The following is a 23971-nucleotide window of genomic DNA, read 5'->3' on the forward strand; positions in this document are numbered from 1 at the left end:
AGCGCTCGTGACCGTCATCGCCTTCATCATCGGGGTCGTGCTCCTCGTCGTGGGGCTCGCCGTCTCGATCGCGCTCCACGAGGTCGGGCACCTCGTGCCGGCGAAGAAGTTCGGGGTGCGCGTCGGCCAGTACATGATCGGCTTCGGCCCGACGCTGTGGTCGCGACGCTTCGGCGAGACCGAGTACGGGTTCAAGGCGATTCCGCTCGGGGGCTACATCTCGATGGCGGGGATGTACCCGCCCTCGCCCGGCACCGAGGGCCGCGCCGGCGGAGGCTTCTTCGCCACGATGGTGCAGGACGCCCGTGCCGCGAACGACGAGACCCTCGTCACGACGGGCGAGCGCCGCGCGTTCTACGAGCTGCCGGTCTATCAGCGGGTCATCGTGATGCTCGGCGGTCCCGTCATGAACCTGCTGCTCGCGTTCGTCCTGTTCGCGATCGTGTTCAGCGGCATCGGCGTCCAGACCGCGACGACCACCGTCGCGGCTGTCAACGAATGCGTGCTGCCGGCGGATTCGACCCAGACCGTATGCGGTGACGGCGACCCGGCTTCGCCCGCCGCCGAAGGCGGCATCCTCCCCGGCGACGTCCTCGTGTCCGTCGACGGCACGGAGGTCGCCACCTTCGCCGACGCCTCCGCGATCATCCAGGCAGCCCCCGGTCGCGCGCTCGACGTCGTCGTCGAGCGTGACGGCGAGACCATCCCGCTCCAGGTGACCCCGATGCTCGCCGAGCGCGAGGTCCAAGGCGCCGACGGTGAGGTCACGACCGCCGAGGTCGGGTTCGTCGGGATGACGGCCGCGGTCGAGTTCGTGCGTCAGCCGATCTGGGCGGGTCCCGCATCCGCGATCGAGCAGACCGGTCAGGTCATGGGCATCATCTGGCAGCTGCCGGTCAAGGTGTACCAGACCGCCGTCGACCTGTTCACGGGTCAGGATCGCGATCCGACCGGCCCGCTCTCGGTCGTCGGCGCGGGTCGCCTGGCCGGCGAGGTCGCGGCGATCGACGCGCCGATCCTCAACCGCGTGTCGGCGCTCCTCGGCCTCCTCGGGTCGCTGAACATCGCGCTCTTCGTCTTCAACCTCGTGCCGCTGCTGCCCCTCGACGGCGGCCACGTCGTCGTGGCGCTGTGGGACGGGATCAAGCGGGCGTGGGCGAAGCTGTTCCGCCGGCCCCCTCCGAAGCCCGTGGATGCCACGAAGCTCGTGCCCGTCACCTTCGTGGTCGTCATTGCGCTGATCGTCATGGGCGGGGTGCTCATCCTCGCGGATGTGTTCAACCCGGTCGTCCTGTTCGGCTGATTCCCCGTCGATTCCCGGTTCCTGTCACAGACGGCGTTGCCCGTTCGCTGTGGGAGTGACACGGTTCCCATGGACGAAAGGAAGGCCGTCGTGAAGTACGTCATCATGTTCACCTCCATCCCGGAGCAGGATGCGCAGGTGCCCGCCGAGGTGCGCGGGGCGAACTACGCAGAGATCTACCGCTGGTTCCAGGACAACGCCGCCGCCATCTCCGACAGCGGCGCCGAACTGCAACCCATCACCACGGCCACCACCGTCGCCTACGGCGAGGACGGACCCGTCGTCGCCGACGGGCCGTTCTCCGAGGCGAAGGAGGTCATCGGCGGCTTCAGCGTCATCGACGTCGCCGACCTGGACGCCGCCATCGCGCTCGTCAGGACCTGGCCGAGCCTCGCCCTGCCGGGCACGGCCGTCGAGATCCGCCCCATGGTCACCGACTACAGCCAGTTCGAGCAATGACGGGAGAGGATGCCGCGGGGCGGGGCGTTGAGCGCCCCGCGGCATCCGACCTCGTCCTGGCCCGTATCGTCCGCGAGGAGTCCGCCCGCGTCGTCGCGGCCCTGACGGCTTCGACACGCAACCTCGACGTGGCAGAGGAGGCGACCGCGGATGCCGTCGAGGAGGCGTTGCGGGAGTGGCGGCGCCGCGGCGTTCCGCCGCGCCCCGGCGGGTGGCTCATGCAGGCCGCACGGCACAACGCCCTCGACCGGCTGCGGCGCGACAAGGTCTACCGCGGCAAGCTCGCGCTGCTTCCGGAGGCGGTGCCCGCCGGGGAAGCGGAGCCCGACGAGCGCCTGCCGCTGCTGTTCGGGTGCTGCCACCCGGCTCTCGCGCCCGAGGCGCAGCTCGCGCTGACACTGCGCGCCGTCCTCGGTGTGACGGCGGCGCAGATCGCCCGCGCGACGCTCGAGCCGGAGGCGACGGTGCGTCAAAGGCTCTCGCGGGCGAAGCGGAAGATGGCCGCGGCCGGCATCCCGCTGCGGATCCCGGAACCGAGCCAGCGGGTCGACCGCCTCGACATCGTGCTGACGATCGTCTCGGTGATGTACGACGCCGCTCACCTCGCGGCGGGTGCAGACGCGTCGGCCGACCGCGATCTCGCGGACGACGCCCTCTGGCTCTCCGGGGTGATCGCGGACGCGCTCCCCGGCGAAGCGGAGGCGGCCGGACTGCACGCGCTGCTGCTGCTGCACCGCGCCCGCGAACCGGCTCGGGCGGTGGACGGCGCGCTCGTGCTGCTGGCGGACCAGGACCGTTCGCGGTGGGACGCGGGCCTGCTCGCCCGGGGGCGCGTCGAACTCGACCGGGCGGCCGCGCTGCGCGCTCCCGGGCGGTGGCAGCTGCAGGCGGCCATCGCCGCGTGCCATTGCGACGCCGTGCGCATCGAGGACACCGATTGGCGGCAGATGCTCGTCCTCTACGACATGCTGCTCGGCTACGACCGCTCGCCGATCGTCCGACTGAACCGCGCCGTGGTCCTCGCCGAGGTGGCGGGACCTGCGCCGGCGCTCGCCGAGGTCGACGCGCTGGGGGCGCGACTCGAGCAGCACCACCTGTGGCACGCGGTCCGCGCGCGGATGCTGCGCGATCTCGGCCGCGTCGACGATGCCCTGGCAGCCGATCTCCGAGCGCTCGAGCTCACCGCGAACGAGGCGGAGCGCCGGCTGCTCGCGGCCCGGCTGACGCGGTGATCAGGACGCGAGTGCGTGCCCGACGAGACGTTCGAGCGTCTCGAGCCCGTCCCGGGACAGGATCGACTCGAGGTGACCCTGCACGGAGGCGTAACCCGGCCCGCGGAGCGCGTACACGTCGCCGGACGCGTCGGCAGCGATCTCCGTGGACCCGATCTCGGTGGTCCCGGCCGGCACCCGGACCGTGAACGTGTTGTAGAAGCCGATCGAGGCGGCCATGCCGAACACATCGACGGTCTTCTGGAGGCCCTGGTGCGGGGACTCGAGCGGCGCCAGCCCGAGGCCGAGCTCGGCGGCGAGGATCTGGTGGCTCAGGCACACGGCCAGGAGCGGCCGCCCGGAGGCCAGGCGCGCCCGGACGACCTCCCGCATCCGCGCCATGCGCGGGCTGCCGGTCTCGCGCGGATCGCCGGGGCCGGGACCCGAGATGACCAGGTCGGCGACGTCGATCGCGGCCACGTCGACCGCGTGCCACGGAAGGATCGTCACGTCGAATCCCAGGTGGCGCAGCTGGTGGGCGAGCATCGTCGTGAAGCGGTCCTCGGCGTCGACGACGAGCGCCGTCCGGCCCGCGAACGGCCCGTGTGCGCCGGCATCCTGCGGGTTCAGCCAGAACGATGCCAGCCGCGCGTTGCGCGAGGACAGCAGCGCCGCGATCTGCGGGTCGTCGGCGAGGATGCGCGGCTGCGCCGTCGGGGCGTCCTCGTCCAGCTCGACCGCCTCGGCGATGTGATCGCGCTCCACGGCGCCGATGGCGCCGAGCACGCCGGCGGCCTTGCCGTGGGTCTCGCCGACCTCGCCGTCCGGGTCGCTGTGGCGCACGAGCGTCGCGCCGACGGGGACGCGGAGGGTCCCGTCCACGAGGTACGCCGTGCGGATGAGGATCGGCGCGTCCAGGTCATGGCCGCCGGTGGGGTGGGGCGTGAACAGCGCCGCGACGCCGGAGTAGTACCCGCGCGGCGAGCGCTCGTGGCGGGTGATGACGGTGCAGGCGTTCTGCATGGGGGAGCCCGTGACCGTCGGGGCGAACATCGTCTCCCTCAGGATGTCGCGGGGGTCCATCGTGCTGTGCCCGCGGAGCATGTACTCCGTGTGCGTGAGCCGGGACATCTCCTTCAGGTGCGGGCCGGTGATGCGGCCGCCGTCGGTGCAGACGGCGGACATCATCTTCAGCTCCTCGTCGACGACCATGAACAGCTCCTCGGTCTCCTTCGTGGAGGAGAGGAACGCGGTGAGCGTCTCGGCGGTGGCGCCGCCGACGGGATGGCGGAACGTGCCCGAGATCGGGTTCATCGTCACGACGCCGTCCTTCGCGCTCACGTGCGCCTCCGGGCTCGCGCCGACGGCGAGGTGCCCGGGGGTGGAGACGAGGAACGTCCAGTACGCGCCCCGCTCGTGCTCGAGGAGGGCGCGGAACCAGGTGAGGCCGGCGGTGACGGCATCCGCGTCGACGGTGGCCGTGAAGTCGCGGCGGATCACGAAGTTCGCACCCTCGCCGCGGCCGATCTCGTCGGCGATGACGCGGCGGACGATGGCGGCGTACTCCTCGTCCGGGATGTCGAAGCCCGCGTCAGCGAGCTGTATGCGATGGTTCGGGAGCTGGGCGAGCGCGGCGTCGAGCGGCAGCGCCTCGTGCGCGTCCACGACGAGGCAGCGCAGGGGAGCGCCGTCGTCATGGCATTCGAAGCCTCGCTCCACGACCTGACGGAACGGGACGAGAGCGAGGACCTCACGGGGCGTCCCGGCGGCATCCTCGAGCGGGATGCCGGCGAGGGCGGCGACGTCCACGACGTCTCCGGTGAGGACCTCGACCGTGACGCCGTCGCGGGCGATGAGGGCGAACGGCGCCCCAGAGGCGGCGAGGTCGGCGAGGTTCAGCGGTGAGGACCCGGTCATGGTCGGTCTTTCGTCGTGGGGGCGGCCGCCCGACGAAGAAGACCGCCCAGGGGGCGGTCTGTGTCAGTACGCACGCGAACACACCGCCTTATGCGGAGCGCCACCAGATGAGGTTCGCGGACATGCGCCGAAACTACCACAGCCGCACGGCCGCGCTCAGCCCGCGCCCGGCCACCGGGTCGTAGGCTGGGGACGTGCCAGCAGTCAATCTCGGGATGCCCAAGATCCCCGACGTCCTCGCCCCGCGCCGCAAGAGCCGTCAGATCAGGGTCGGCAAGGTCCTCGTCGGGGGCGACGCCCCGATCAGCGTCCAGTCGATGTGCACGACCCCGACGACCAACATCAACGGGACGCTCCAGCAGATCGCCGAGCTGACGGCGTCCGGCTGCGAGATCGTCCGTGTCGCCGTTCCGAGCCAGGACGACGCCGACGTGCTGCACATCATCGCGAAGAAGAGCCAGATCCCGGTCATCGCCGACATCCACTTCCAGCCGAAGTACGTCTTCCAGGCCATCGACGCCGGGTGCGCGGCCGTGCGCGTCAACCCCGGCAACATCCGCAAGTTCGACGACCAGGTCGGCGCGATCGCGAAGGCCGCGAAGGATGCCGGCGTGTCGCTGCGGATCGGCGTGAACGCCGGATCGCTCGACCCGCGCCTGCTGCAGAAGTACGGCAAGGCCACCCCCGAAGCCCTCGCCGAGAGCGCCCGCTGGGAGGCGTCGCTGTTCGAGGAGCACGACTTCCACGACTTCAAGATCTCCGTCAAGCACAACGACCCCATCGTCATGGTGAAGGCGTACCGGCTGCTCGCGGCGATGGGCGACTGGCCGCTGCACCTGGGCGTCACCGAAGCCGGTCCCGCCTTCCAGGGCACCATCAAGAGTGCGACGGCGTTCGGCATCCTGCTGTCGGAGGGCATCGGCGACACCATCCGCGTCTCGCTGTCCGCCCCGCCCGCCGAAGAGGTCAAGGTCGGCCACCAGATCCTGCAGTCGCTGAACCTGCGCGAGCGCAAGCTCGAGATCGTGTCGTGCCCGTCGTGCGGTCGCGCACAGGTGGACGTCTACACGCTCGCGGACGACGTGACCGAGGGACTGAAGGACATGACCGTGCCGCTGCGCGTCGCCGTCATGGGCTGCGTCGTCAACGGACCGGGCGAGGCGCGCGAGGCGGACCTCGGCGTCGCCTCCGGCAACGGCAAGGGTCAGATCTTCGTCAAGGGCGAGGTCATCAAGACCGTGCCCGAGGCCGACATCGTCGCGACCCTCATCGAGGAGGCCAACCGTCTGGCCGCCGAGATGGGTCCGGGCGCTCCGCTGGGCACCGCGCAGGTCATCACCGCGTAGCGGACACCACCGCCGACTCGTCCGCGTTTGCCCGGGGTGCCGAGGCGAGAGCCTGCGCGAGGTCGGCGATGAGGTCGTCGATGTGCTCCAGGCCGATCGAGAGGCGCAGGATGTCGGCGTCCGGACGCGCGGACGGTGCGACCGGACGGTGGGTCAGCGCCGCCGGGTGCTGCACGAGCGAATCCACTCCGCCCAGCGAGACCGCGTGGCCGAACACCCGCACGGCCCCTGCCACGTGCGCCGCGGCGTCGTAGCCGCCGCGCAGTCGCAGGGCGATCATCGCGCCGCCGCCGCGCATCTGCGACCCGACGAGCGGATTCCCGGTCAGGCCCGGGTAGAACACCTCGGCGACGGCGGGGTGCTCGCTCAGCCACTGCGCGATCCGCTCCGCGGAGGACTGCTGCGCGCGCACGCGCAGTGCCAGGGTGGGCAGCCCCCGGTGCAGGAGGTATGCGGCCAGCGGATGCAGGATGGCGCCCGTGATCGCACGCACGGGCCGCAGGGCCTCGGCCGTCTCCTCGCTGCACGCGATGACCCCGCCGATCACGTCGCCGTGGCCGCCCAGGTACTTCGTCGCACTGTGCAACGACATCGCCGCACCGTGCGCGATCGGGTTCTGCAGCACAGGGGTGGCGAAGGTGTTGTCGACGAGCACGGGAACGGTGCCGGCCTGCGCCACCACCCGCGCGATGTCCACCAGCTCCAGGGTCGGGTTGGCGGGCGTCTCCACGATCACGAGCCCCGTGTCGGCACGGACCGCGCCGGCGATCTCATCGGCCGAGCAGTAGGTCACGTCGGTGCCCAGCAGGCCCGTCGCCAGCAGATGGTCGGTGCCGCCGTACAGCGGACGCACCGCCACGACGTGCGGCTTGCCGACCGACGTCGTGTGGCTGAGCAGGGCAGCCGTGACCGCCGCCATCCCGGAGGAGAACGCGACGGCCGCCTCGGCACCCTCGAGCAGCGCGAGCGCGTCCTCGAACCGCGCGACGGTGGGGTTCCACAGTCGCGCGTACACGGCGCTGCCGCCGGCCGGGGGTCGCCCGCCGCACGCGAGCGTCTCGTACGAATCGCCGCCCAGGCCCACATCCGGCAGGGGATAGGTCGATGACAGGTCCAGCGGCGGAGCGTGCACGCCGAGCGCCGTCAGGTCGTCCCGTCCGCCGTGGACGGCGAGGGTCTCGAAGCGATGGGCGTTCTCGGCGTGGGGTGCGCGGTCCATGAGCGTCAGCGTTGCGCGATGTTCGGCGAATGTCGATCATGCTTGTGGATCGTTAGCAAAGGATGTGTAAGTCTTGGTGAATCACCAACTTCGATGATGTGAAGGACGCTGCCCTTGCCCGATCCGCAATCCGTCCCGACGGGACTCGACGACCTCGACCTGCGGCTGCTCGCGGCGCTCGTCCGGCAGCCGGGACGGTCGAACAAGGCGCTCGCCGAGGATCTCGGCGTCGCAGAGTCGACGTGCGCCTACCGGGTGCGCGCGCTGCGTTCGCGGGGCGTGATCGCCGGTGTGCGCATCGTGCTCGATGCGGCCGCCCTCGGGCTGCCCCTCCAGGGGGTGATCCGCGTGCGGCTGGGCCGACACACGAGCGACGGCGTCGGCGGACTGTTCGATGCGCTCGTGCGCACACCCGGGGTCATCGAGGTGTTCCACGTCGCCGATGCGGATGACTTCCTCGTCCACGTCGCGGTCGAGGATGCCGCGGCGCTGCGCGACATCGTCCTGCAGCACATCACGGTGCATGAGATGGTGAGCACCACCGAGACCCACCTCGTGTTCGAGCGACGCGAAGGCATCGGGCCCCTCGCCCGCGTCGCCGCGAGCGCTCGCTGACGCGGCGCTCACTGCAGGCAGAACTCGTTGCCCTCGGGATCGCGCATCTGGAAGTACAGCTCTGGCCACAGGCCCCACTGCTGGTCCACCAGCCGCACGACGCTCGCGCCGAGCGCCACCAGACGGTCCTTCTCGGCCTCCAGGGCCGCGCGGTGGTCCTGTCCGTCGGCGCGGGGTGCGTTGACGTCCAGGTGGATGCGGTTGCGGTCGGCCTTCGGTCCATCCGCGTGGTGGAAGAAGAGCCGCGGACCCTTCCCCTGCGGGTCTTCGGCGAGCGCTCGACTCGCCAGGTCCGCCTCGGTGAGTCCCGCATCCGTCAGCTGACTCTTGAGCGGATCGTCCCACTCGAGGTGCGGGTACCCGAAGACATCCGCCCAGAAGTGGGCCAGCCGCCGCGGGTCGTCCGCGTAGAAGGTGATGTTTCCGAGCGTCGCCATGGGTCCTCCTCGGTTCGTCAGTCGGCGCCGATCGCGGCGACCGCCTTCAGGGGGATCGCGGTCCAGGCCGGACGGTTGCGCTTCTCGTAGACGACCTCGTACACGGCCTTGTCGGCGACGTACGCGTCGAGCAGGACACGCCGTTCGCGGGCGACGGAGTCCTCGACGTCCGCGTCGGCCGGCGCGGCCGCGTCGACCGCGGACAGTGCCGCGACGTACGCGTCCACGAAGTGCGTGCGAGCGCGTTCGGACCATTCCTGCGCGCGGTCCGCCCGGAGGGTGTCCTCCTCGAGGTCGGCGCCCGCCCCTGCCATCTCCACGACCCCCGGCGCGTAGTCGAACGAACGCAGCATGCCCGCCACGTCGCGCCACGGCGAGTCGGGAAGGGCGCGTTCGTCGAACGGCCGGCCGGGCTCGCCTTCGAAGTCGACGATGCGCCATCCGTGCGAGGTGCGCAGGGTCTGGCCGAGGTGCAGATCGCCGTGGATCCGCTGCACGTCCAGCCCGCCGAGCGCCGCGACCGCGTCGTAGGCGGCCCGCAGGCGTGCCGCGTGGGGCTCGAGCTCGGGCACGGTCCGCAGCGCCCGGTCGAGGCGCTCGGTCATGGCGCGCGCGAGCTCCGCGGTCTCCTGCTCGCCGCGCCGCTCGGCGGGGAAGCGTGCGCGCAGCATGGCGTGCACGCCCGCGAGCGCCTCGCCGAGGCGCGCCGCCTCACCGGCGAAGTCGCCTCCGGAGCCGACGATGTCCGGGTCGGGATCGGCCAGCAGTGTCCGGACGCTCCCCATCGCCAGATCGAAGCCGTCCGTGGCGGTTCGCAGGAACTCCTGCAGCATCGCGAGCTGGAGCACCTCGCCGTCGACGTCCGCCTCGACCCAGCCGTAGAGGGGCGCGATGTGCTCGGACCCGCCGCGTGTCAGCTCTTCGTGGATCTCGATGTCCGGATTCACCCCGGTGCTCACCTTGCGGAACACCTTCATGATCGCGGTGTCGTCGAAGCGCACCGACGAGTTCGACTGCTCGCCCGTCATCGGCGAGGGGCGGAGGCCCGGATCGAGGGGCTGGTCTCCCGGCACCCGGTGGAAGCGCAGGCCCCCGATCTCGGCGACGCCGCCCTGCTCGGCGGCGACGAAGCCGCCGAGCCAGAGTCCCATCGCGTCGTGGTCGTGCACCGCGTCGTACAGGTGCCGCGCCCGCCCGTCGATCTCGGCGGTCCCGACGTAGGCGTGGCCGATCCGCTCCTCGGTCTCGCCGTAACCGGCGAGGGGCACCTGGTACCGCTCGCGGCCGCCCTCCTCGTCGGCGTAGTCCACCGTCGCGAGGAACACGGTGACGCTCGGACCGTGTTCCGCTGCGGGCATCTCGGCGAGCACCCGCAGGTCGGTGACCCGGAACGGCCGGCCTTTGCCGCCGAACCAGCGCGTCCGCCCGAGGTAGGCCTCCAGGACGGCGTGGTCGAGCCCGGTCACAGCAGCCCCACCTCCTCCGACTCCTCCGCCGGCGCATGCAGCTGGAACCAGAAGAACCCGTGCCCGCCCAAGGTCAGCAGGTAGGGCAGCTCGCCGATCCGCGGGAACGGCACGCCGCCTACGAGCTCCACGGGGACCATGCCCTCGAAGCGCCGCAGATCCAGCTCCACCGGCTGGGGGAACTGCGACAGGTTGTTGACGCACAGGATGACGTCCACCGTGCCGTCGTCGTTCGTGTGCTCCCGCGAGTACGACAGCACCGACGGGTTGGAGCCGCCCAGATCGTTGAAGCCGCCGAGCCCGAACGCGGGATGGCGCTTGCGGGCGAGGATCATCTGGCGGGTCCAGTGCAGGAGGGACGAGCGGTCCTCCTGCTGCGCTTCGACGTTGACAGCGAGATAGCCGTGCACGGGATCCTGCACGACGGGCAGGGTGAGCTTCCCCGGGTTCGCGGTCGAGAACCCGGCGTTCCGATCCGAGGTCCACTGCATGGGTGTGCGGACGCCGTCGCGATCGCCGAGCCAGATGTTGTCGCCCATCCCGATCTCGTCGCCGTAGTAGAGCACCGGCGACCCCGGCAGCGACAGCAGCAGCGCCGTGAACAGCTCGATCCGGTCGATGTCGTTGTCGAGCAGGGGAGCCAGACGCCGGCGGATGCCGATGTTCGCCTTCATCCGGGGATCCTGCGCGTACTCGTTCCACATGTAGTCGCGGTCCTCGTCCGTGACCATCTCGAGCGTCAGCTCGTCGTGGTTGCGGAGGAAGATGCCCCACTGGCATCCGGACGGGATGGGCGGGGTTTCGGCGAGGATCTCGCTGATGGGGTACCGCGACTCGCGGCGCACCGCCATGAAGATGCGCGGCATGACGGGGAAGTGGAAGCACATGTGGCATTCGTCGCCGCCGACATCCGGGTCGCCGAAGTAGTCCACGACGTCTGCCGGCCACTGGTTGGCCTCCGCCAGCAGCACGCGGCCCGGGTACTCCCGGTCGACGAAGCTGCGCACCTTCCGCAGGAAGGCGTGGGTCTCCGGCAGGTTTTCGCCGTTCGTCCCGGGCCGCTCGTACAGGTAGGGCACCGCGTCGAGGCGGAACCCGTCCAGGCCCATGTCGAGCCAGAAGCGCATCGCGTCGATCATCGCGGTGTGCACGGCGGGGTTGTCGAAGTTGAGGTCGGGCTGGTGCGAGAAGAAGCGGTGCCAGAAGTACTGCTTGCGCACCGGGTCCCACGTCCAGTTGCTGGGCTCGGTGTCGACGAAGATGACGCGCGCGTCCTCGTACAGCTGGTCGGTGTCGCTCCACACGTAGAAGTCGCCGTAGGGTCCGTCCGGGTCGCGGCGGCTCTCCTGGAACCACGGGTGCTCGTCGCTCGTGTGGTTCATGACGAAATCGACGACGACCTTGATGCCGCGCTCGTGCGCGGCGTTGAGGAACTCCTGGAAGTCCTCGATCGTGCCGAGACCGGGTTGGATGCCGGTGTAGTCGGCCACGTCGTACCCGCCGTCGCGCAGCGGCGACGGGAAGAACGGCGGCAGCCAGAGGCAGTCCACGCCGAGCCAATGGAGATAGTCCAGCTTCTCGATGAGCCCGCGGATGTCGCCCATGCCGTCGCCGTCGGAGTCCTTGAACGAGCGCACGAGGACTTCGTAGAAGACGGCGGTCTTGAACCATTCCGGCGCGGGGCTGCCCGGGGTGTCCGGGAACGGCTCCTGCGTCAGGATCGGGATGGATGCCGTGTACGGAGCGGGCTCTGCAACGTCGGTCATGCGATCATCTTTCCGCTCGGGGTACCGGTCTCGCCGATGGGGATGAGAGAGAGCATGTTCCCAACCTGCTACACCCGCCCGCCATCCGTCACCCCTTGCGTCGGATTCGTCGAGCGTGTATCCCCGGCACGGTCACGGGTCGCCGGATCGAGTGGATTCCGGATCAGCTCCAGAGGGAGTGGTAGGCGTTGATCGCCGGCTGGCCGCCGAGATGCGCGTAGAGCACCGTCGCATCCTTCGGGATGTCGCCGGTCCGCACGAGGTCGATGAGCCCCGCGAGGGACTTGCCCTCGTAGACCGGGTCGGTGATCATCGCCTCGAGCTGCGCGCCGAGGGCCATGGCCGACATCGTCGAGTCGACCGGGACGCCGTAGAGATCGCCGGCCCAGCCGTCCAGGACCTGGATCTCGTCGTCGCGCAGGTCACGCCCGAGCTCGATGAGCTCCGCGGTGTTCCGCGCGATACGGGCGACCTGGTCGCGTGTCTTCGGCAGGGTGGCCGACGCGTCGATGCCGAGCACCCGGCGCCGCACGCCGGTGAGCTCCTCGAGGGCCGCGAAGCCGGCGATCATGCCGGCGTGGGTCGAGCCGGTCACGGTGCAGACCACGATCGTGTCGAAGAACACGCCCAGCTGCTTCTCCTGCTCGGCGAGCTCGAACGCCCAGTTCGCGAAGCCGAGGCCGCCGAGCGGATGCTCCGACGCGCCGGCCGGGATCGGGTAGGGCGTGCCGCCGGCATCCTCCACTTCCGCGAGCGCGCGCTGCCACGAGTCGCGGATGCCGATGTCGAAGCCGGCGTCGTCGAGGCGGCTGTCGGCGCCCATCATGCGGGAGAGGAGGATGTTGCCGACCTTGTCGTTGGTGGGATCCTCCCAGGGCACCCACTTCTCCTGCACGAGCCGGGCCTTCAGGCCCAGGTGGGCCGCGACCGCGGCGACCTGGCGCGTGTGGTTCGACTGGTAGCCGCCGATCGAGACGAGCGTGTCAGCGCCGGAGGCCAGGACGTCGGGAACGATGTACTCGAGCTTGCGGATCTTGTTGCCGCCGAAGGCCAGGCCGCTCGAGACGTCCTCCCGCTTGGCCCAGACCTGCGCGCCGCCGAGGTGCTGTGTGAGCCGCTTCAGATGCTGCAGGGGGCTCGGGCCGAACGTGAGCGGGTGGCGGGGGAACTCGTGCAGCTTCATCGGATCGATCCTCTGGTCGCGTCGGGTAGGTCTGATACGCAATATATCGATGGATGCCGCCCGCACCGAATCGGCGGCGCGCCAGGAGAGGAGATGAGTCTTCGGGAGGATCGCGCGGGGCCCCTCCGTCCGCACGCGGGGTCAGTGCAGGGTGCCCGCCGGGGTCCGCGGCTCCGGCGTCCCCGTGAGCGTCGCATCGAGCGCGATCCGCAGCGCGCGGGCGATGTCGGCGAGCGGCAGCGCCGGCTCGCCGGCCGGCGCCTGGCCGATCGCCCAGGGGACGTGGATGAAGCCGGCCCGCGTACCGGCGGGCACGGCCGAGAGAGCCGTGAAGAACACGTGATTGCAGACGAACGTCCCGGCCGTGTGCGACACCTCGGCGGGGACGCCGGCATCCCGGATCGCCGCGGCGATGGCCTTCACCGGCAACGTCGCGAACGCCGCGGCCGGCGCACCCGGGATGCTGGCTTCGTCGACGGGCTGGGCGCCGTCGTTGTCGGGGATGCGGGCGTCGACGAGGTTCACCGCGATCCGCTCGACCCCGATCGCGCTGCGCCCGCCGGCGAGTCCGGTCGCGATCACGAGATCGGGCTGATGCTCGGTGATCAGGTCGCGCAGGCGCTGAGCGGCACCGGCGAAGGTGACCGGCAGGATCGCCGTCACGAGCGTGCCCGGGCCCGTCCAGTCGGCTGCCACACGTCCTACGGCGTCGCCGGACGGGTTCGCGGCATCGCCGCCGAACGGCTCGAAGCCGGTGAGGAGCGCCGTCGTCACGAGGACGCCTCCGCGAACCGCACGGTGCCGTCGGCGATCGAGGCCTGCTCGAGCCGGAGCCGGACCTCCACCCCCGGCACGGCGTCGCCCAGCCCCGACACCTTCGCCTCGACGGGCGGTCGGCGCAGCTGCACGCGGGCGCCGTCGCCGCGGACGCTGAGGACGACGCCGTCGAAGATCTCACCCTCGCGGCCCTGCAGGACGGCGGCCTCCACGCGGTCGATCGCGCCGGCATCCATCCGGCCGGCGCGCTGCGAGCCGGCCGCCATCAGCGCGGGAACCTCGGGCAGGCTCGCGCGCACCCATTCGGGCACGGTCCGACCGTTCGCGAGGGCTTCGCACACGACGAGCGACCAGCGGTCGACGAGGCGGCGCAGCGGCGCGGTCGTATGCGCGTAGGGCGCCCCGATCGCGGCCTGGCGCGGGTCCTCCGGCGCCTCGCCGTCGAAGGCGACGTAGCCGGCGCCGCGGAACAGGCCACCGGCGTACTCCCGCACGGCCCGCGCGGCGGGCGTGCGGGGCAGATCGCGCAGGTACTCCCCGTACCGGACGTCGAAGCGCCAGGGGATGCCCAGTGCGATCGTCTGGGCGCGGAACTCCGCGACATCGTCGGGGTCGGCCTGCGGCATCGTGCGGAGGATGCCGATGCCCCCGGCCAGCATGATCTCGGCGGCCGCCATCCCGGTCAGAAGGGACACGTGGGCGTTCCACTCCTCCAGCGGCACGCCGTCGCGGCTCTCGAGCCGGTAGCCGTCGCCCTCGGCGATCACCCGGGTCTCGGGGAGGTTCAGGCTCGCCCCGCCGCGCTCACTCTCCCGCGCGTCCCGCTCCGCGCCGAACCAGGGCATCGCGAGGAGCGCGGGCGGCGCAGTACCGAGGTCGATGGCCTCCTGCGCCTCGGCGTAGGCCCACTGGGCACGGGAGCGCATGATCGCCCGTGTGAGCGTCGTCTCCACGGGGCGAGCGCCCTCGTCGAGCACGAACCGCCACACGTAGGCGCGGCGATCCTGATCGGGCAGGAGCGAGGTGGCATCCTCGCTGAGCACCGGCGGATGCAGCGGGATGCGGCCGTCGGGTGCGTAGATCGTCTGCGCGCGGCGGCGGGCCTCGGCGTCGAGGGCGCCGCCGGCCTCCACGTATGCCGGGACGTCGGCGATCGCGTAGTGCAGGATGGCGCCCGTCGGGGTCCGCTCGAGGTGGAGCGCCTGGTCCAGGTCGGTGGAGCCGGCGGGGTCGATCGTCAAGAACTCGATGCCGCGAAGATCCGCCAGGTCGGCCGCGCCCGGGTCGGTCGGCACGCTGGCGGCGGCCCGCTCCGCCTCCTCCTGCACCTCGGGCGGGAACGACGCCGGCAGGTCGAGTTCGCGCCGCAGGGCCTCCAGCGACGCCGCGAGCTCCCCGCGGGCCTCGGTCGGGACGATGCGGGAGCGTCGGACGGGCACGGGGCCAGTGTAGGCGCGGGGGCGTGACCGAATCGTAAGTTCCTTCGACGGCATATGTCGTGGGGAGAGTCGCGGCGCGCCCCTACGCTGGGCGCATGGCACACGGTCTCCGTCTCCTCGCGCAGCGTTCCGCGGTCCTCTCCCTCGCCCTCGCCGCGACCCTCGCTCTGGGGGCATGCCAGCCCGAGCCCTCGACAGCGCCGGTATCGCCGTCCGCTACCGCGCCGGCATCCGGGACACCGGACCCGAGCCCCACGCCCTCCCCGACGGAAGCGCCGCAGACGTCTCCGACCGTCCTGTTCGGCGGTGACTGCGCGGCGGTCCTGCCGCCGTCCACGACGCCTGCCGAGCTGGGGGAGGTCACGGCCGTCGACGGATACGACGGGGGAACCGCCGTGAGCACCTTGGGAGGCCTTTCGTGCCTCTTCAGTGGCGATGTGCCCCTGCAGGTCATGGCATTCCCGCGGTCCGCCGTCGCCGATGACATCGTCGACCGGTACCGCGAGCCCGTCTGCGAGGGCTACGGATACGACGGCTACGGCTGCCGCGTCGGTCGGGAGAGCGGCGGGATGTGGTCACTCACGACCCTCGGTCCCTCGCAGTGGGGGGACGAAGCGACGCCCACGCCGCTCCTGGACGCCACGGCCGACGTCGTCGCGGCGAACATCGCCGCCACTGCGCCTCCCGTCCCGGTCGATCGAACGGACGCGTGGTGGTCGGCGACGTGCGGGGACCTGGGCGCCGACCTCGATCTCGTGACGATCCTCGGCGTCGAGGACGTCGAGTCGGGGTACCCCGCGGACGGCGGCAGCGACGTCGCCACCGAGATCGCCGTCCGCGCCGGCAGCTACCTGGGCTACTGCGCGTGGTACGGGTTCGCGGGCAACGAGCTGCGCGCCATCCAGGTCTGGCCGTACCCGGGCGGCGCCTGGGCGTGGGAGCGCAGCGCGGATGACCTGAGCGAGATCGAGACGCTTCCCGTCACCGGAGCGACCGAGGCCCGGATCGGGATCGACGGCACCATGGCCGTGGCCGACATGACCGACGGCGGCAATCTCGTGCGCGTGGCGGTGGGGGAAGTCGATGCCGCTGTCCCCGCGACGCTCGCTGCGGTCATGGCGGCGCTCGCCGGCTGACGCGCACGGCGGGCCCGCGCGGGCCGCGGAGCGCGTGTGGATAGCATTCGACCATGGATTCCCCCCGATGGATTCGCCGTGCTCTCGGCGCCGGTGCGCTCGTCCTCGCTCTGGCGCTCGCCGGGTGCCAGGCCGCCCCCACCGCTGCCCCCTCGCCCACGGCGTCGGCGGCGACGACCGCGCCCACGCCGAGCGAGACCTCGGTGACCGTGGACACGCCGACCCCGCCGTTCGACGGAGGCTGTGCGGAGCTGCTGGCAGACCCGGGGATCGCAGCCGCGACCGGCGGAGCGACGGCGCTGCAGCCCGGTGAGCGCTGGTGGATCGGCATCGAGACCGCCGGCGGGCTGGACTGCCCGTTCGACGCGGCGCGGGGCTACGGCCACATCATCGCCGTACCCGCCGACGCAGCCGTATCCCCCGGATTCGATGCACCCGGGTGCGTTCAGCAGTACGACGAGGTCGAGTGCGTGAGCACCGAGACCGTCGGCGGGATCTGGGTGCTCGTCGCGCTGATCGGCGGGGAGCTCGCACCCGAGGTTCCCGACGCGCTCGTCGCGCTCCAGGCCGCCGCCTCCGCGGCGCTGAGCGACGCCGACGGTGTCGGAGTCACTGCCCGCGCGTCGACGGCATCGCTGCCGCTGGACTGCTCCGCGCTCGCGGACGCGGTGGACGTGTCGACCCTGCTCGCCGCCGAGGAGGTCTTCTCCGACCGCATCGAGGAAGGGAGTGGGCCGCTCGGCCGCCGCGTCGCCGAGGCGCTCGGCGTGAGCGGACGATGCGACTGGTCCGAGCTCACCGACTTCCGCGAGTTCGGTGTCGTGGTCTACCCGGGCGCGGCGTGGACCTGGCCCGGCATCGACCTCCCCGAAGCCGAGGAGGTGGAGGTGGCCGGTCTCGACGGCCTCCTGTCGGTCGACCGGCATGCGGGGGCGACGCTCATCGTCACGGACGGGGTGAACCTCATCGAGGTGCGAGGCTCGGGCATCGGTCGCGAGGACCTCCTCGCGGCGGCGGAGCGCATCACGACGGCCGTCTCCGGCGCGTGAGGTGCGGCACGGGTCCTCCCGCCGTGGCCCCGTAAGCTTGACCCTCGTGGTCACCCGTCTCTCGCACTACTTCCTCCGCACGCTCCGCGAAGACCCGGCCGACGCCGAGGTCACGAGCCACCGCCTGCTGGTGCGCGCCGGCTACATCCGCCGCGCCGCACCCGGCATCTTCACGTGGCTCCCGCTGGGCCTCCGCGTCAAGGCGAAGATCGAAGGCATCGTCCGCGAGGAGATGACGCGCGCCGGCGCCTACGAGGTGCACTTCCCGGCGCTGCTGCCCCGCGAGCCCTACGAGCTGTCCGGCCGCTGGGAGGCGTACGGCAACGGCATCTTCCGTCTGAAGGACCGGAAGGACGCCGATTACCTGCTCGCGCCCACCCACGAGGAGATGTTCACCCTCCTCGTGAAGGACCTGTACTCGTCGTACAAGGACCTGCCCCTGACGATCTATCAGATCCAGGACAAGTACCGCGACGAGGCGCGCCCGCGCGCGGGCCTCCTGCGCGGCCGCGAGTTCACCATGAAGGACGCGTACTCCTTCGACTACACGGATGCCGGCCTGGAGGCGTCGTACCAGCTGCAGCGCGACGCGTACGAGCGCATCTTCCAGCGCCTCGGCATGGAGTACGTCATCGTCAATGCGGACAACGGCCTCATGGGCGGCGCGCGCAGCGAGGAGTTCCTGCACCCCACCCCGGTCGGCGAGGACACGTTCGTGCGGTCCGCCGGCGGCTATGCCGCGAACGTCGAAGCGTTCACGACGGTCGCGCCCGAGGCGATCGCGTTCGACGGCCTCCCCGCCCCGGTCGTCTTCGACTCGCCGAACACCCCCACCATCGATACGCTCGTCGCCCACTGCAATGCCGTGCTGGAGGGGGAGTACGCCGCGGCGGACACCCTGAAGAACGTCGTGCTGGCGCTCACGCACCTCGACGGCACGCGCGAGCTCGTCGTCGTCGGCATCCCCGGCGATCGCGAGGTCGACGACAAGCGCGTCGAGGTCGCCTTCGCGCCCGCCGCCGTGGAGCCCGCGACGGAAGCCGACTTCGCGAAGCACCCTCTGCTCGTGAAGGGCTACATCGGCCCGTGGTCCGAGCTCGGCCCCGTGCTCGGCGAGGAGTCCGCCACCGGCATCCGGTTCTTCCTCGACCCGCGCGTGGTCGACGGGTCGAGCTGGATCACCGGCGCCAACATCGACCAGAAGCACGTGCACTCCCTCGTCGCGGGGCGCGACTTCACGGGCGACGGCTTCGTCGAGGTCGCGAACGTGCGTCCCGGCGATGCCGCACCGGACGGCTCCGGGCCCGTCGAGCTCGCGCGCGGCATGGAGATCGGACACGTCTTCCAGCTCGGGCGCTTCTTCGCGGAGAAGCTGGGGCTCAAGGTCCTCGACGAGAACGGCAAGCTCGTGACCGTCACGATGGGGTCCTACGGCATCGGCGTCACCCGCATCCTCGCGGCGCTCGCGGAGCTCAACAACGACGGGAAGGGCCTCGTGTGGCCCGCCGCCATCGCCCCGTTCGACGTGCATGTCGTCGCGACGGGTCGGGATGCGGTGGCCTTCGAACTCGCCGAGAAGCTCTCCGCCGACCTCGAGGCCGCCGGCGTCGACGTGCTCCTCGATGACCGCCCGAAGGTCTCGCCCGGCGTGAAGTTCGGCGACGCCGAGCTGGTCGGAGTGCCGCGGATCGTCATCGTGGGCCGCGGCGCCGCCGACGGCGAGGTCGAGGTGTGGGACCGCCGCACCGGTGAGCGCCAGACCGTCGCCGCTGCGGACGCGGTGGCCGCGCTCACCGCGCCCTGAGGTCGTTGGCCCGCCGTTCACCACGCCGTGACAGGGTGGAGTCATGGCTCCACCCCGTTCCGCCGCGTCCGTCCCGCCCCAAGTGACCCAGGCGCTGCGCGCCGTCATCGCCGAAGCCGGCATCACCACCGACACCGATCTCGTCGCGCGCATCCTCGCGACCGGGGTGGGATTGGGCCTGGACGCCACCGACCGGCTCGACCTCAAGATCACCTCCGCCGCGCTCAGCGAGATGCGCGCGGCGTTCCAGCTCTTCGCCCCGTACCGGAACGTGCCGAAGGTCACCGTGTTCGGATCGGCGCGCACGAAACCCGACGACCGGCTGTACCGCCAGGCGTCCGAGGTCGCGGGAGCGCTCGCCGAGCGCGGGTGGATGGTCGTCACCGGCGCGGGTCCCGGCATCATGCAGGCGGCGGCCGAAGGCGCCGGCGCCGACCGGTCCATCGGCGTCTCCATCCGTCTCCCGTTCGAGGAGAAGCCCAACGCGGTCATCGCGACCAGCGCCAACAACGTCGCCATGAAGTACTTCTTCACCCGCAAGCTCATGCTCGTGAAGGAGTCGCACGGCTTCGTCTGCGTGCCTGGCGGCTTCGGGACGCTCGACGAGCTGTTCGAGCTGCTCACGCTGCAGCAGACCGGCAAGGCCGAGCCCATGCCGATCGTGCTCCTCGACGCTCCCGGCGGCTCCTTCTGGACCGGGCTGCGCGACTACGTCGAGCAGCAGCTGCTTCCGGCGGGGGTCATCTCACCCGACGACTTCGATCGCGTGACCATCACCGACTCCGTCACGGCGGCTGCCGAGGAGATCACCGGGTTCTGGCGCAACTACGACTCGCTGCGCTGGGTGGGGAAGCGGCTCGTGCTGCGCCTTCGCGCCGAGCCGACGGATGCCGAGGTCGACGAGCTGACCGCGCGGTTCGGCGCGCTGCTGATCGACGGGCGCATCGAGAAGTCCGCGCCACTCACGCCGGAGCGCGAGGACGACGACCGCGTCGACCTGCCGCGACTGGTGATGACGTACGACCAGTTCGAGGTGGGATCCCTGTTCCGCCTCATCCGGGCCGTCAACGAACTCGGCAGTGCGCCGGCGGGGCCGGCGCACGCCAACTGAGTCAGCAGACGATGCGGCCGTGGTTCATCGTGTCGTCCGGAGTGTCGCGCGTCACGAGCGCCTTGAGCATCCCAGCCGCCATGACGAGCTTGCCGTGCGCCGGCTCCCAGAACTCGGTGTCCAGCGGCGTGACCTTCAGCAGCGCGATACCGGGCGTATCGATTCCGTCGGCGAACCAGATGTCGAGCGACGGGCTCCACAGCTGCTCCATCTTGGCGCGGTCGTGGACGACCGAGGCGCGACCTGCGACGGAGACGTACCGCATCCCCTTCGCGTCGCAGTAGGAGAGCCCGACGTCGTGGTCGCGCTGCACGTCGTCGACCTTCTGGGTGTCCTCCGAGGTGAAGAACCAGATGTCGCCGGCGTCGTCCATCTCGCGCGTGCTCATCGGCCGGCTCACGAGCCGGTTCTGCGCGTCCACGGTGGTCAGCATCGTGAAATCGATGTCCTCGACGAGCGTCTTCACGCGCTCGAGGGCTTCCTTACCCGTCACTTCAGTCATGCCACGACCCTTCCCGGCGGCGGCGAGGCCGCACAGGGGGTTGACACCCCTCAGAGGCGCGCGTAGCGGGCGCGGAAGATGCAGAACACCCCGTAGGCGATGAGGCCGACCCCCACGATGCCCGCGAGCACACGACCGAAGGGGAACTCGAGCAGGCCGTCGACGGCGCCGTCCAGCCCGCCTGCGGCGCCCGGATCGACCTTGACGGCCGCGACGAGCAGCAGGATGCCGATGATGCCGAGAGCCACGCCCTTCGCGACGAAGCCGATCGCGCCGAGCCCCGCGAGACTCCGCCCCGGCCCGGAGTGGGGGATCGTGACCTTGTTCCGGAAGGTGCGGCGCAGTCCCATGACGACGAAGACGACACCCGCGACGGCGAAGCCGGCGCCGACGGCGCCGAGGAGGAAGACGCCGCCGGGGATGGCGAGCACGCCGCGGCTGGCGTCCTCCGCCGTCTCCTCAGCGTTCGGGCGTGCGCCGAGCGCGACCGCCGCGGCGACCGCGCCGAGGCCCGCGAACACGAGGGCCTGGCTCCACTCGGAGACCCGCGCACCCCACTTGCGGGGGCGATGGCCGCGCGTCAGCAGGCCGTCCGCGACATGCCAGAGGGCGAGGGCCCAGAGCGCGATCGCGACGACCCAGAGCGCGACGAAGCCGAGCGGCGCCGTCGCGATCGCCTTGAACGCGCCGACCTGGTCCGCCTCCGCGCGGGTGCCGGTCGCCACGGCCAGGATGATCCCCCCGATCAGGATGTGCACCACGCCGTTGGCGGCGAAGCCCGACCGGGCCAGCACCCGGAAGACCGTGCTCGTCGTCGCGTCGCGGGCAGCATCCTTCGCGGCGTCCGACACCGGCATCCCTACGACTCGCGATCGGGGTCGCCCGCGATCCAGGGCGGACCGAGCGGCACGATGCGGCGTCGCATCGTCCGCCACGCGAACTTCTCCGCGAGGAGGTAGGTCGCCAGAGCCGAGGCGGCCAGCAGAAGGACGGCGCCGACCGTGCCGAGCAGCGCGACCCCGGAGAAGGCGCCGGCCGCCTGGAACGCGAGGCCCGTCGAGACGCACAGCAGCGTCACGGGCAGCACGGAGTTGTGCATGGCCGCCGGGAACGCGAAGCCGAGCGCGAGGATCGCGAACATGAGCGAGAAGACGCCGCGCGCAGGCCCTGCGACCTCGAAGAAGCCGAGTTCACCGCCCAGGAGGAAGCCCGGCATGCAGATCCAGTACCAGCCGAAGGCGTTGTACACGAGGAAGTGGAAGTCGTCGCCCTGGAAGTACGCCAGCATCCCCGCGGTCACCTGCACGATGCCGCCGAAGACGGCGCCGACCCAGAACACGGGGCTCTCGTTCTGCAGGCCGAGGTGCTCGAGCTGGGCGGTCAGGGTCGCGATGACGAAGCCGAGGAGGCCGATGAGTCCGGGGTCTGCGGTTCGGCCTGTCATGTGCCCAGTATGGACCGCCGACGCCCGCCCCGGCGAACGCTCGAAGGCGGCCCCGTCGAGCGCCGGGGCCGGTGCCGCGCACAGCGGCATCCGGTAACCTGGGGGGGATGCCGGCGCGGCGACGTGCCGGCGAGAGCTGAATAGGGAGGCACCTGTGGACATCGATCTGGGACTGCTGCGCACGGTCGAGCGAGAGAAGGAGATCCCCTTCGACGAGCTCGTGCGGATCATCGAGCAGGCCATCCTGACGGCCTACGCCAAGCACACCTCGCCCACGGGCGAGCTTCCCGAGGGCGCCCGCGCCGAGCTCAACCGGAAGACCGGCCACGTCGCCGTGTTCATCCCCCTCCGCGATGAGGAGGATGTGGTCATCGGCGAGGAGGAGAGCACCCCCGACGACTTCGGCCGCATCGCCGCGTTCGCCGCCAAGCAGGTCATCAGCCAGCGCCTCCGCGACATCGCCGATGACGCGATCCTCGGTGAGTTCCGGGGCAAGGAGGGCGACATCGTCGCCGGCGTCATCCAGCAGGGCCCCAACCCCCGCATGGTCCACGTCGACCTCGGCACCGTCGAGGCGATCCTGCCTCCCGAGGAGCAGGTGGCGGGCGAGGAGTACACGCACGGCTCGCGTCTGCGCGTTTACGTGACATCGGTGTCCAAGGGCACGAAGGGCCCGCAGATCACCGTCTCCCGCACGCACCCGGGTCTGGTCCGCAAGCTCTTCGCCCTCGAGGTCCCCGAGATCGCCTCCGGCCTGGTGGAGATCGTGTCGCTCGCGCGCGAGGCCGGTCACCGCACCAAGATCGCGGTGCGGGCGAACGACCCGTCCATCAACGCGAAGGGCGCCTGCATCGGCGAGCTCGGCCGCCGCGTGCGCGCCGTGACCGAAGAGCTCGGCGGCGAGAAGATCGACATCGTCGACTACGACGGCGAACTGGCGAAGTTCGTCGCCAACGCCCTGTCGCCCGCGAAGGTGACGTCGAGCTTCATCCTGGATGCCGGGACGAAGGCCGTGCGCGCCCTCGTGCCCGATTATCAGCTGTCCCTCGCGATCGGCAAAGAGGGCCAGAACGCCCGCCTCGCGGCCAAGCTGACCGGCGCCAAGATCGACATCCAGCCCGACAGCATCCTGGAAGACGCCTGACGGGGTAGGATGGAACCTGTTCGAACGTGCGTGGGATGCCGCGCGCGTGCTCCTCGATCCGCACTCCTGAGAGTCGTGGCCCGTGATGGCATCCTCGTCGCCGACGAGAAAGCCGTGCTTCCGGGGAGGGGGACGTGGGTGCATGACACGGACGAGTGCGTGACCGCCGCCATCCGGCGCCGCGCCTTCGGACGAGCATTGCGTGTGTCCGGTGACCTGGACACGCAGACCTTTCAAAACACCCACCAGCGAAACGGCTGAACGGCTATGGACACAAAGTGAACGGCTCGAAATGAGACCCGTCCGCAAGTAACGGTCTGCCCTGTCCTGGGTAGGCCCCAGACAGGAGAATTGTGGCAAAACCACGCGTGCACGAGATCGCTTCCGAGCTCGGCGTCGACAGCAAAGTCGCCCTCGCGAAGCTGAAGGAGCTCGGCGAATTCGTCAAGAGCCCCTCATCCACCATCGAGCCCCCCGTGGCTCGCAAGCTTCGGGCTGCGCTCGAGGCTGAAGGCGCCGCGGCGCCCGCAGCGCCGAAGGCCGCGCCCGCGAGTGCGAGCCCCGGCCGCCCCGGCCCGGCCCGTCCCGCGGCCCCGGCTCCCGCCGCTCCCGCTCCCGCCGCTCCCGCTCCGGCCGCCGCGGC

The 23971-nt window shown here is 71.1% G+C and carries 23 protein-coding genes; 12 read left to right on the forward strand and 11 right to left on the reverse strand.

Going from position 1 to position 23971, the window contains the following annotated elements; translation table 11 throughout:
* Positions 1-7: 7 nt before the first annotated feature.
* The 3 genes from QZL85_RS04500 to QZL85_RS04510 all read left to right on the forward strand — a co-directional run bounded on the left by QZL85_RS04500 (position 8) and on the right by QZL85_RS04510 (position 2994).
* Positions 8-1303 (forward strand): RIP metalloprotease, encoded by a 1296-nt coding sequence (locus tag QZL85_RS04500; RefSeq protein WP_295574179.1) that lies wholly within the window; start codon positions 8-10, stop codon positions 1301-1303.
* Between the two features lie 69 nt (positions 1304-1372).
* The gene (locus QZL85_RS04505) at positions 1373-1762 is read left to right on the forward strand and encodes a YciI family protein (RefSeq protein ID WP_295574182.1); all 390 of its coding nucleotides are present in this window, start codon (positions 1373-1375) and stop codon (positions 1760-1762) included.
* Positions 1759-2994, forward strand: coding sequence for an RNA polymerase sigma factor (locus tag QZL85_RS04510; RefSeq protein WP_295574185.1), 1236 nt, complete (start codon positions 1759-1761; stop codon positions 2992-2994). The genes QZL85_RS04505 and QZL85_RS04510 overlap by 4 nt, the downstream gene beginning before the upstream one ends.
* On the opposite strand, the gene QZL85_RS04515 is transcribed toward QZL85_RS04510, so the two are convergent.
* Positions 2995-4890 (reverse strand): anthranilate synthase family protein, encoded by a 1896-nt coding sequence (locus QZL85_RS04515; RefSeq protein WP_295574189.1) that lies wholly within the window; start codon positions 4888-4890, stop codon positions 2995-2997.
* Positions 4891-5084: 194 nt separating this feature from the next.
* Here QZL85_RS04515 and ispG point away from each other — a divergent pair, with 194 nt between their 5' ends.
* Positions 5085-6236 (forward strand): flavodoxin-dependent (E)-4-hydroxy-3-methylbut-2-enyl-diphosphate synthase, encoded by a 1152-nt coding sequence (ispG, locus tag QZL85_RS04520; RefSeq protein ID WP_295574192.1) that lies wholly within the window; start codon positions 5085-5087, stop codon positions 6234-6236.
* Here the strand turns inward: ispG and QZL85_RS04525 are convergent.
* Complete coding sequence (locus tag QZL85_RS04525; RefSeq protein ID WP_295574195.1) at positions 6226-7455, reverse strand: PLP-dependent aspartate aminotransferase family protein; 1230 nt, start codon at positions 7453-7455, stop codon at positions 6226-6228. The genes ispG and QZL85_RS04525 overlap by 11 nt on opposite strands.
* A 114-nt stretch (positions 7456-7569) precedes the next feature.
* Between QZL85_RS04525 and QZL85_RS04530 the strand changes: the two genes are divergently transcribed.
* Positions 7570-8070 (forward strand): Lrp/AsnC family transcriptional regulator, encoded by a 501-nt coding sequence (locus QZL85_RS04530; protein WP_295574198.1) that lies wholly within the window; start codon positions 7570-7572, stop codon positions 8068-8070.
* An 8-nt stretch (positions 8071-8078) separates the two neighbouring features.
* On the opposite strand, the gene QZL85_RS04535 is transcribed toward QZL85_RS04530, so the two are convergent.
* The 6 genes from QZL85_RS04535 to QZL85_RS04560 all read right to left on the reverse strand — a co-directional run bounded on the left by QZL85_RS04535 (position 8079) and on the right by QZL85_RS04560 (position 15138).
* A complete protein-coding gene (locus QZL85_RS04535; protein ID WP_295574201.1) occupies positions 8079-8507 on the reverse strand; it encodes a VOC family protein in 429 nt (142 codons plus the stop codon).
* A gap of 17 nt (positions 8508-8524) precedes the next feature.
* Positions 8525-9973: a maltokinase N-terminal cap-like domain-containing protein gene (locus QZL85_RS04540; RefSeq protein ID WP_295574205.1), complete on the reverse strand. Its 1449-nt coding sequence runs from the start codon at positions 9971-9973 to the stop codon at positions 8525-8527.
* Positions 9970-11739 (reverse strand): maltose alpha-D-glucosyltransferase, encoded by a 1770-nt coding sequence (treS, locus tag QZL85_RS04545; protein ID WP_295574209.1) that lies wholly within the window; start codon positions 11737-11739, stop codon positions 9970-9972. Before treS ends, QZL85_RS04540 begins: the two co-directional genes overlap by 4 nt.
* A 163-nt stretch (positions 11740-11902) precedes the next feature.
* Positions 11903-12922 carry a 1-aminocyclopropane-1-carboxylate deaminase gene (locus tag QZL85_RS04550; protein WP_295574212.1) on the reverse strand — a complete coding sequence of 340 codons (1020 nt, stop codon included), beginning with the start codon at positions 12920-12922 and terminating at the stop codon, positions 11903-11905.
* Positions 12923-13063: 141 nt separating this feature from the next.
* Complete coding sequence (pcp, locus tag QZL85_RS04555; protein ID WP_295574215.1) at positions 13064-13696, reverse strand: pyroglutamyl-peptidase I; 633 nt, start codon at positions 13694-13696, stop codon at positions 13064-13066.
* Positions 13693-15138: an RNB domain-containing ribonuclease gene (locus tag QZL85_RS04560; RefSeq protein ID WP_295574218.1), complete on the reverse strand. Its 1446-nt coding sequence runs from the start codon at positions 15136-15138 to the stop codon at positions 13693-13695. The genes pcp and QZL85_RS04560 overlap by 4 nt, the downstream gene beginning before the upstream one ends.
* 95 nt (positions 15139-15233) lie before the next feature.
* Here QZL85_RS04560 and QZL85_RS04565 point away from each other — a divergent pair, with 95 nt between their 5' ends.
* Genes QZL85_RS04565 through QZL85_RS04580 form a run of 4 tightly spaced genes read left to right on the forward strand, consistent with a single transcriptional unit; the run spans position 15234 to position 20238 of the window.
* Positions 15234-16274, forward strand: coding sequence for a hypothetical protein (locus tag QZL85_RS04565; protein WP_295574220.1), 1041 nt, complete (start codon positions 15234-15236; stop codon positions 16272-16274).
* A gap of 53 nt (positions 16275-16327) precedes the next feature.
* The gene (locus QZL85_RS04570; RefSeq protein WP_295574223.1) at positions 16328-17323 is read left to right on the forward strand and encodes a hypothetical protein; all 996 of its coding nucleotides are present in this window, start codon (positions 16328-16330) and stop codon (positions 17321-17323) included.
* A 46-nt stretch (positions 17324-17369) separates the two neighbouring features.
* Complete coding sequence (locus tag QZL85_RS04575) at positions 17370-19127, forward strand: proline--tRNA ligase (protein ID WP_295574225.1); 1758 nt, start codon at positions 17370-17372, stop codon at positions 19125-19127.
* Positions 19128-19170: 43 nt separating this feature from the next.
* The gene (locus QZL85_RS04580; RefSeq protein ID WP_295574227.1) at positions 19171-20238 is read left to right on the forward strand and encodes a TIGR00730 family Rossman fold protein; all 1068 of its coding nucleotides are present in this window, start codon (positions 19171-19173) and stop codon (positions 20236-20238) included.
* Position 20239: 1 nt separating this feature from the next.
* Here QZL85_RS04580 and QZL85_RS04585 read toward each other — a convergent pair whose 3' ends face one another.
* Genes QZL85_RS04585 through QZL85_RS04595 form a run of 3 tightly spaced genes read right to left on the reverse strand, consistent with a single transcriptional unit; the run spans position 20240 to position 22184 of the window.
* Positions 20240-20740, reverse strand: coding sequence for a pyridoxamine 5'-phosphate oxidase family protein (locus QZL85_RS04585; protein ID WP_295574229.1), 501 nt, complete (start codon positions 20738-20740; stop codon positions 20240-20242).
* A 50-nt stretch (positions 20741-20790) separates the two neighbouring features.
* The gene (locus QZL85_RS04590; protein WP_295574232.1) at positions 20791-21591 is read right to left on the reverse strand and encodes a DUF1206 domain-containing protein; all 801 of its coding nucleotides are present in this window, start codon (positions 21589-21591) and stop codon (positions 20791-20793) included.
* An 8-nt stretch (positions 21592-21599) separates the two neighbouring features.
* The gene (locus QZL85_RS04595) at positions 21600-22184 is read right to left on the reverse strand and encodes an acetate uptake transporter family protein (RefSeq protein ID WP_295574234.1); all 585 of its coding nucleotides are present in this window, start codon (positions 22182-22184) and stop codon (positions 21600-21602) included.
* A gap of 154 nt (positions 22185-22338) precedes the next feature.
* On the opposite strand from QZL85_RS04595, the gene nusA reads away from it, so the two are divergent.
* The 3 genes from nusA to QZL85_RS04610 form a co-directional block, all read left to right on the forward strand.
* Positions 22339-23328, forward strand: a complete 990-nt coding sequence (nusA, locus tag QZL85_RS04600) for a transcription termination factor NusA (RefSeq protein WP_295574236.1) — start codon at positions 22339-22341, stop codon at positions 23326-23328.
* Positions 23329-23337: 9 nt separating this feature from the next.
* Positions 23338-23589 (forward strand): YlxR family protein, encoded by a 252-nt coding sequence (locus tag QZL85_RS04605; protein WP_295574238.1) that lies wholly within the window; start codon positions 23338-23340, stop codon positions 23587-23589.
* Positions 23590-23678: 89 nt separating this feature from the next.
* Positions 23679-23971, forward strand: a 293-nt coding sequence (locus QZL85_RS04610; protein ID WP_295574242.1) for a translation initiation factor IF-2 N-terminal domain-containing protein, incomplete at its 3' end; no start/stop codon positions are given.

The sequence above is a fragment of the uncultured Microbacterium sp. genome, assembly GCF_900078385.1.
GTDB lineage: Bacteria > Actinomycetota > Actinomycetes > Actinomycetales > Microbacteriaceae > Microbacterium.

Bases quoted from the DNA above. Each gene is read 5' to 3' on its own strand.
- QZL85_RS04565 (WP_295574220.1), top strand. From the start codon at position 15,234: ATGGCACACGGTCTCCGTCTCCTCGCGCAGCGTTCCGCGGTCCTCTCC.
- QZL85_RS04580 (WP_295574227.1), top strand. From the start codon at position 19,171: ATGGCTCCACCCCGTTCCGCCGCGTCCGTCCCGCCCCAAGTGACCCAG.
- treS (WP_295574209.1), bottom strand. From the start codon at position 11,739: ATGACCGACGTTGCAGAGCCCGCTCCGTACACGGCATCCATCCCGATC.
- QZL85_RS04595 (WP_295574234.1), bottom strand. From the start codon at position 22,184: ATGACAGGCCGAACCGCAGACCCCGGACTCATCGGCCTCCTCGGCTTC.
- QZL85_RS04535 (WP_295574201.1), bottom strand. From the start codon at position 8,507: ATGGCGACGCTCGGAAACATCACCTTCTACGCGGACGACCCGCGGCGG.
- QZL85_RS04605 (WP_295574238.1), top strand. From the start codon at position 23,338: ATGGAACCTGTTCGAACGTGCGTGGGATGCCGCGCGCGTGCTCCTCGA.
- QZL85_RS04585 (WP_295574229.1), bottom strand. From the start codon at position 20,740: ATGACTGAAGTGACGGGTAAGGAAGCCCTCGAGCGCGTGAAGACGCTC.
- QZL85_RS04505 (WP_295574182.1), top strand. From the start codon at position 1,373: ATGGACGAAAGGAAGGCCGTCGTGAAGTACGTCATCATGTTCACCTCC.
- QZL85_RS04570 (WP_295574223.1), top strand. From the start codon at position 16,328: ATGGATTCCCCCCGATGGATTCGCCGTGCTCTCGGCGCCGGTGCGCTC.
- QZL85_RS04550 (WP_295574212.1), bottom strand. From the start codon at position 12,922: ATGAAGCTGCACGAGTTCCCCCGCCACCCGCTCACGTTCGGCCCGAGC.
- QZL85_RS04515 (WP_295574189.1), bottom strand. From the start codon at position 4,890: ATGACCGGGTCCTCACCGCTGAACCTCGCCGACCTCGCCGCCTCTGGG.
- QZL85_RS04525 (WP_295574195.1), bottom strand. From the start codon at position 7,455: ATGGACCGCGCACCCCACGCCGAGAACGCCCATCGCTTCGAGACCCTC.
- QZL85_RS04510 (WP_295574185.1), top strand. From the start codon at position 1,759: ATGACGGGAGAGGATGCCGCGGGGCGGGGCGTTGAGCGCCCCGCGGCA.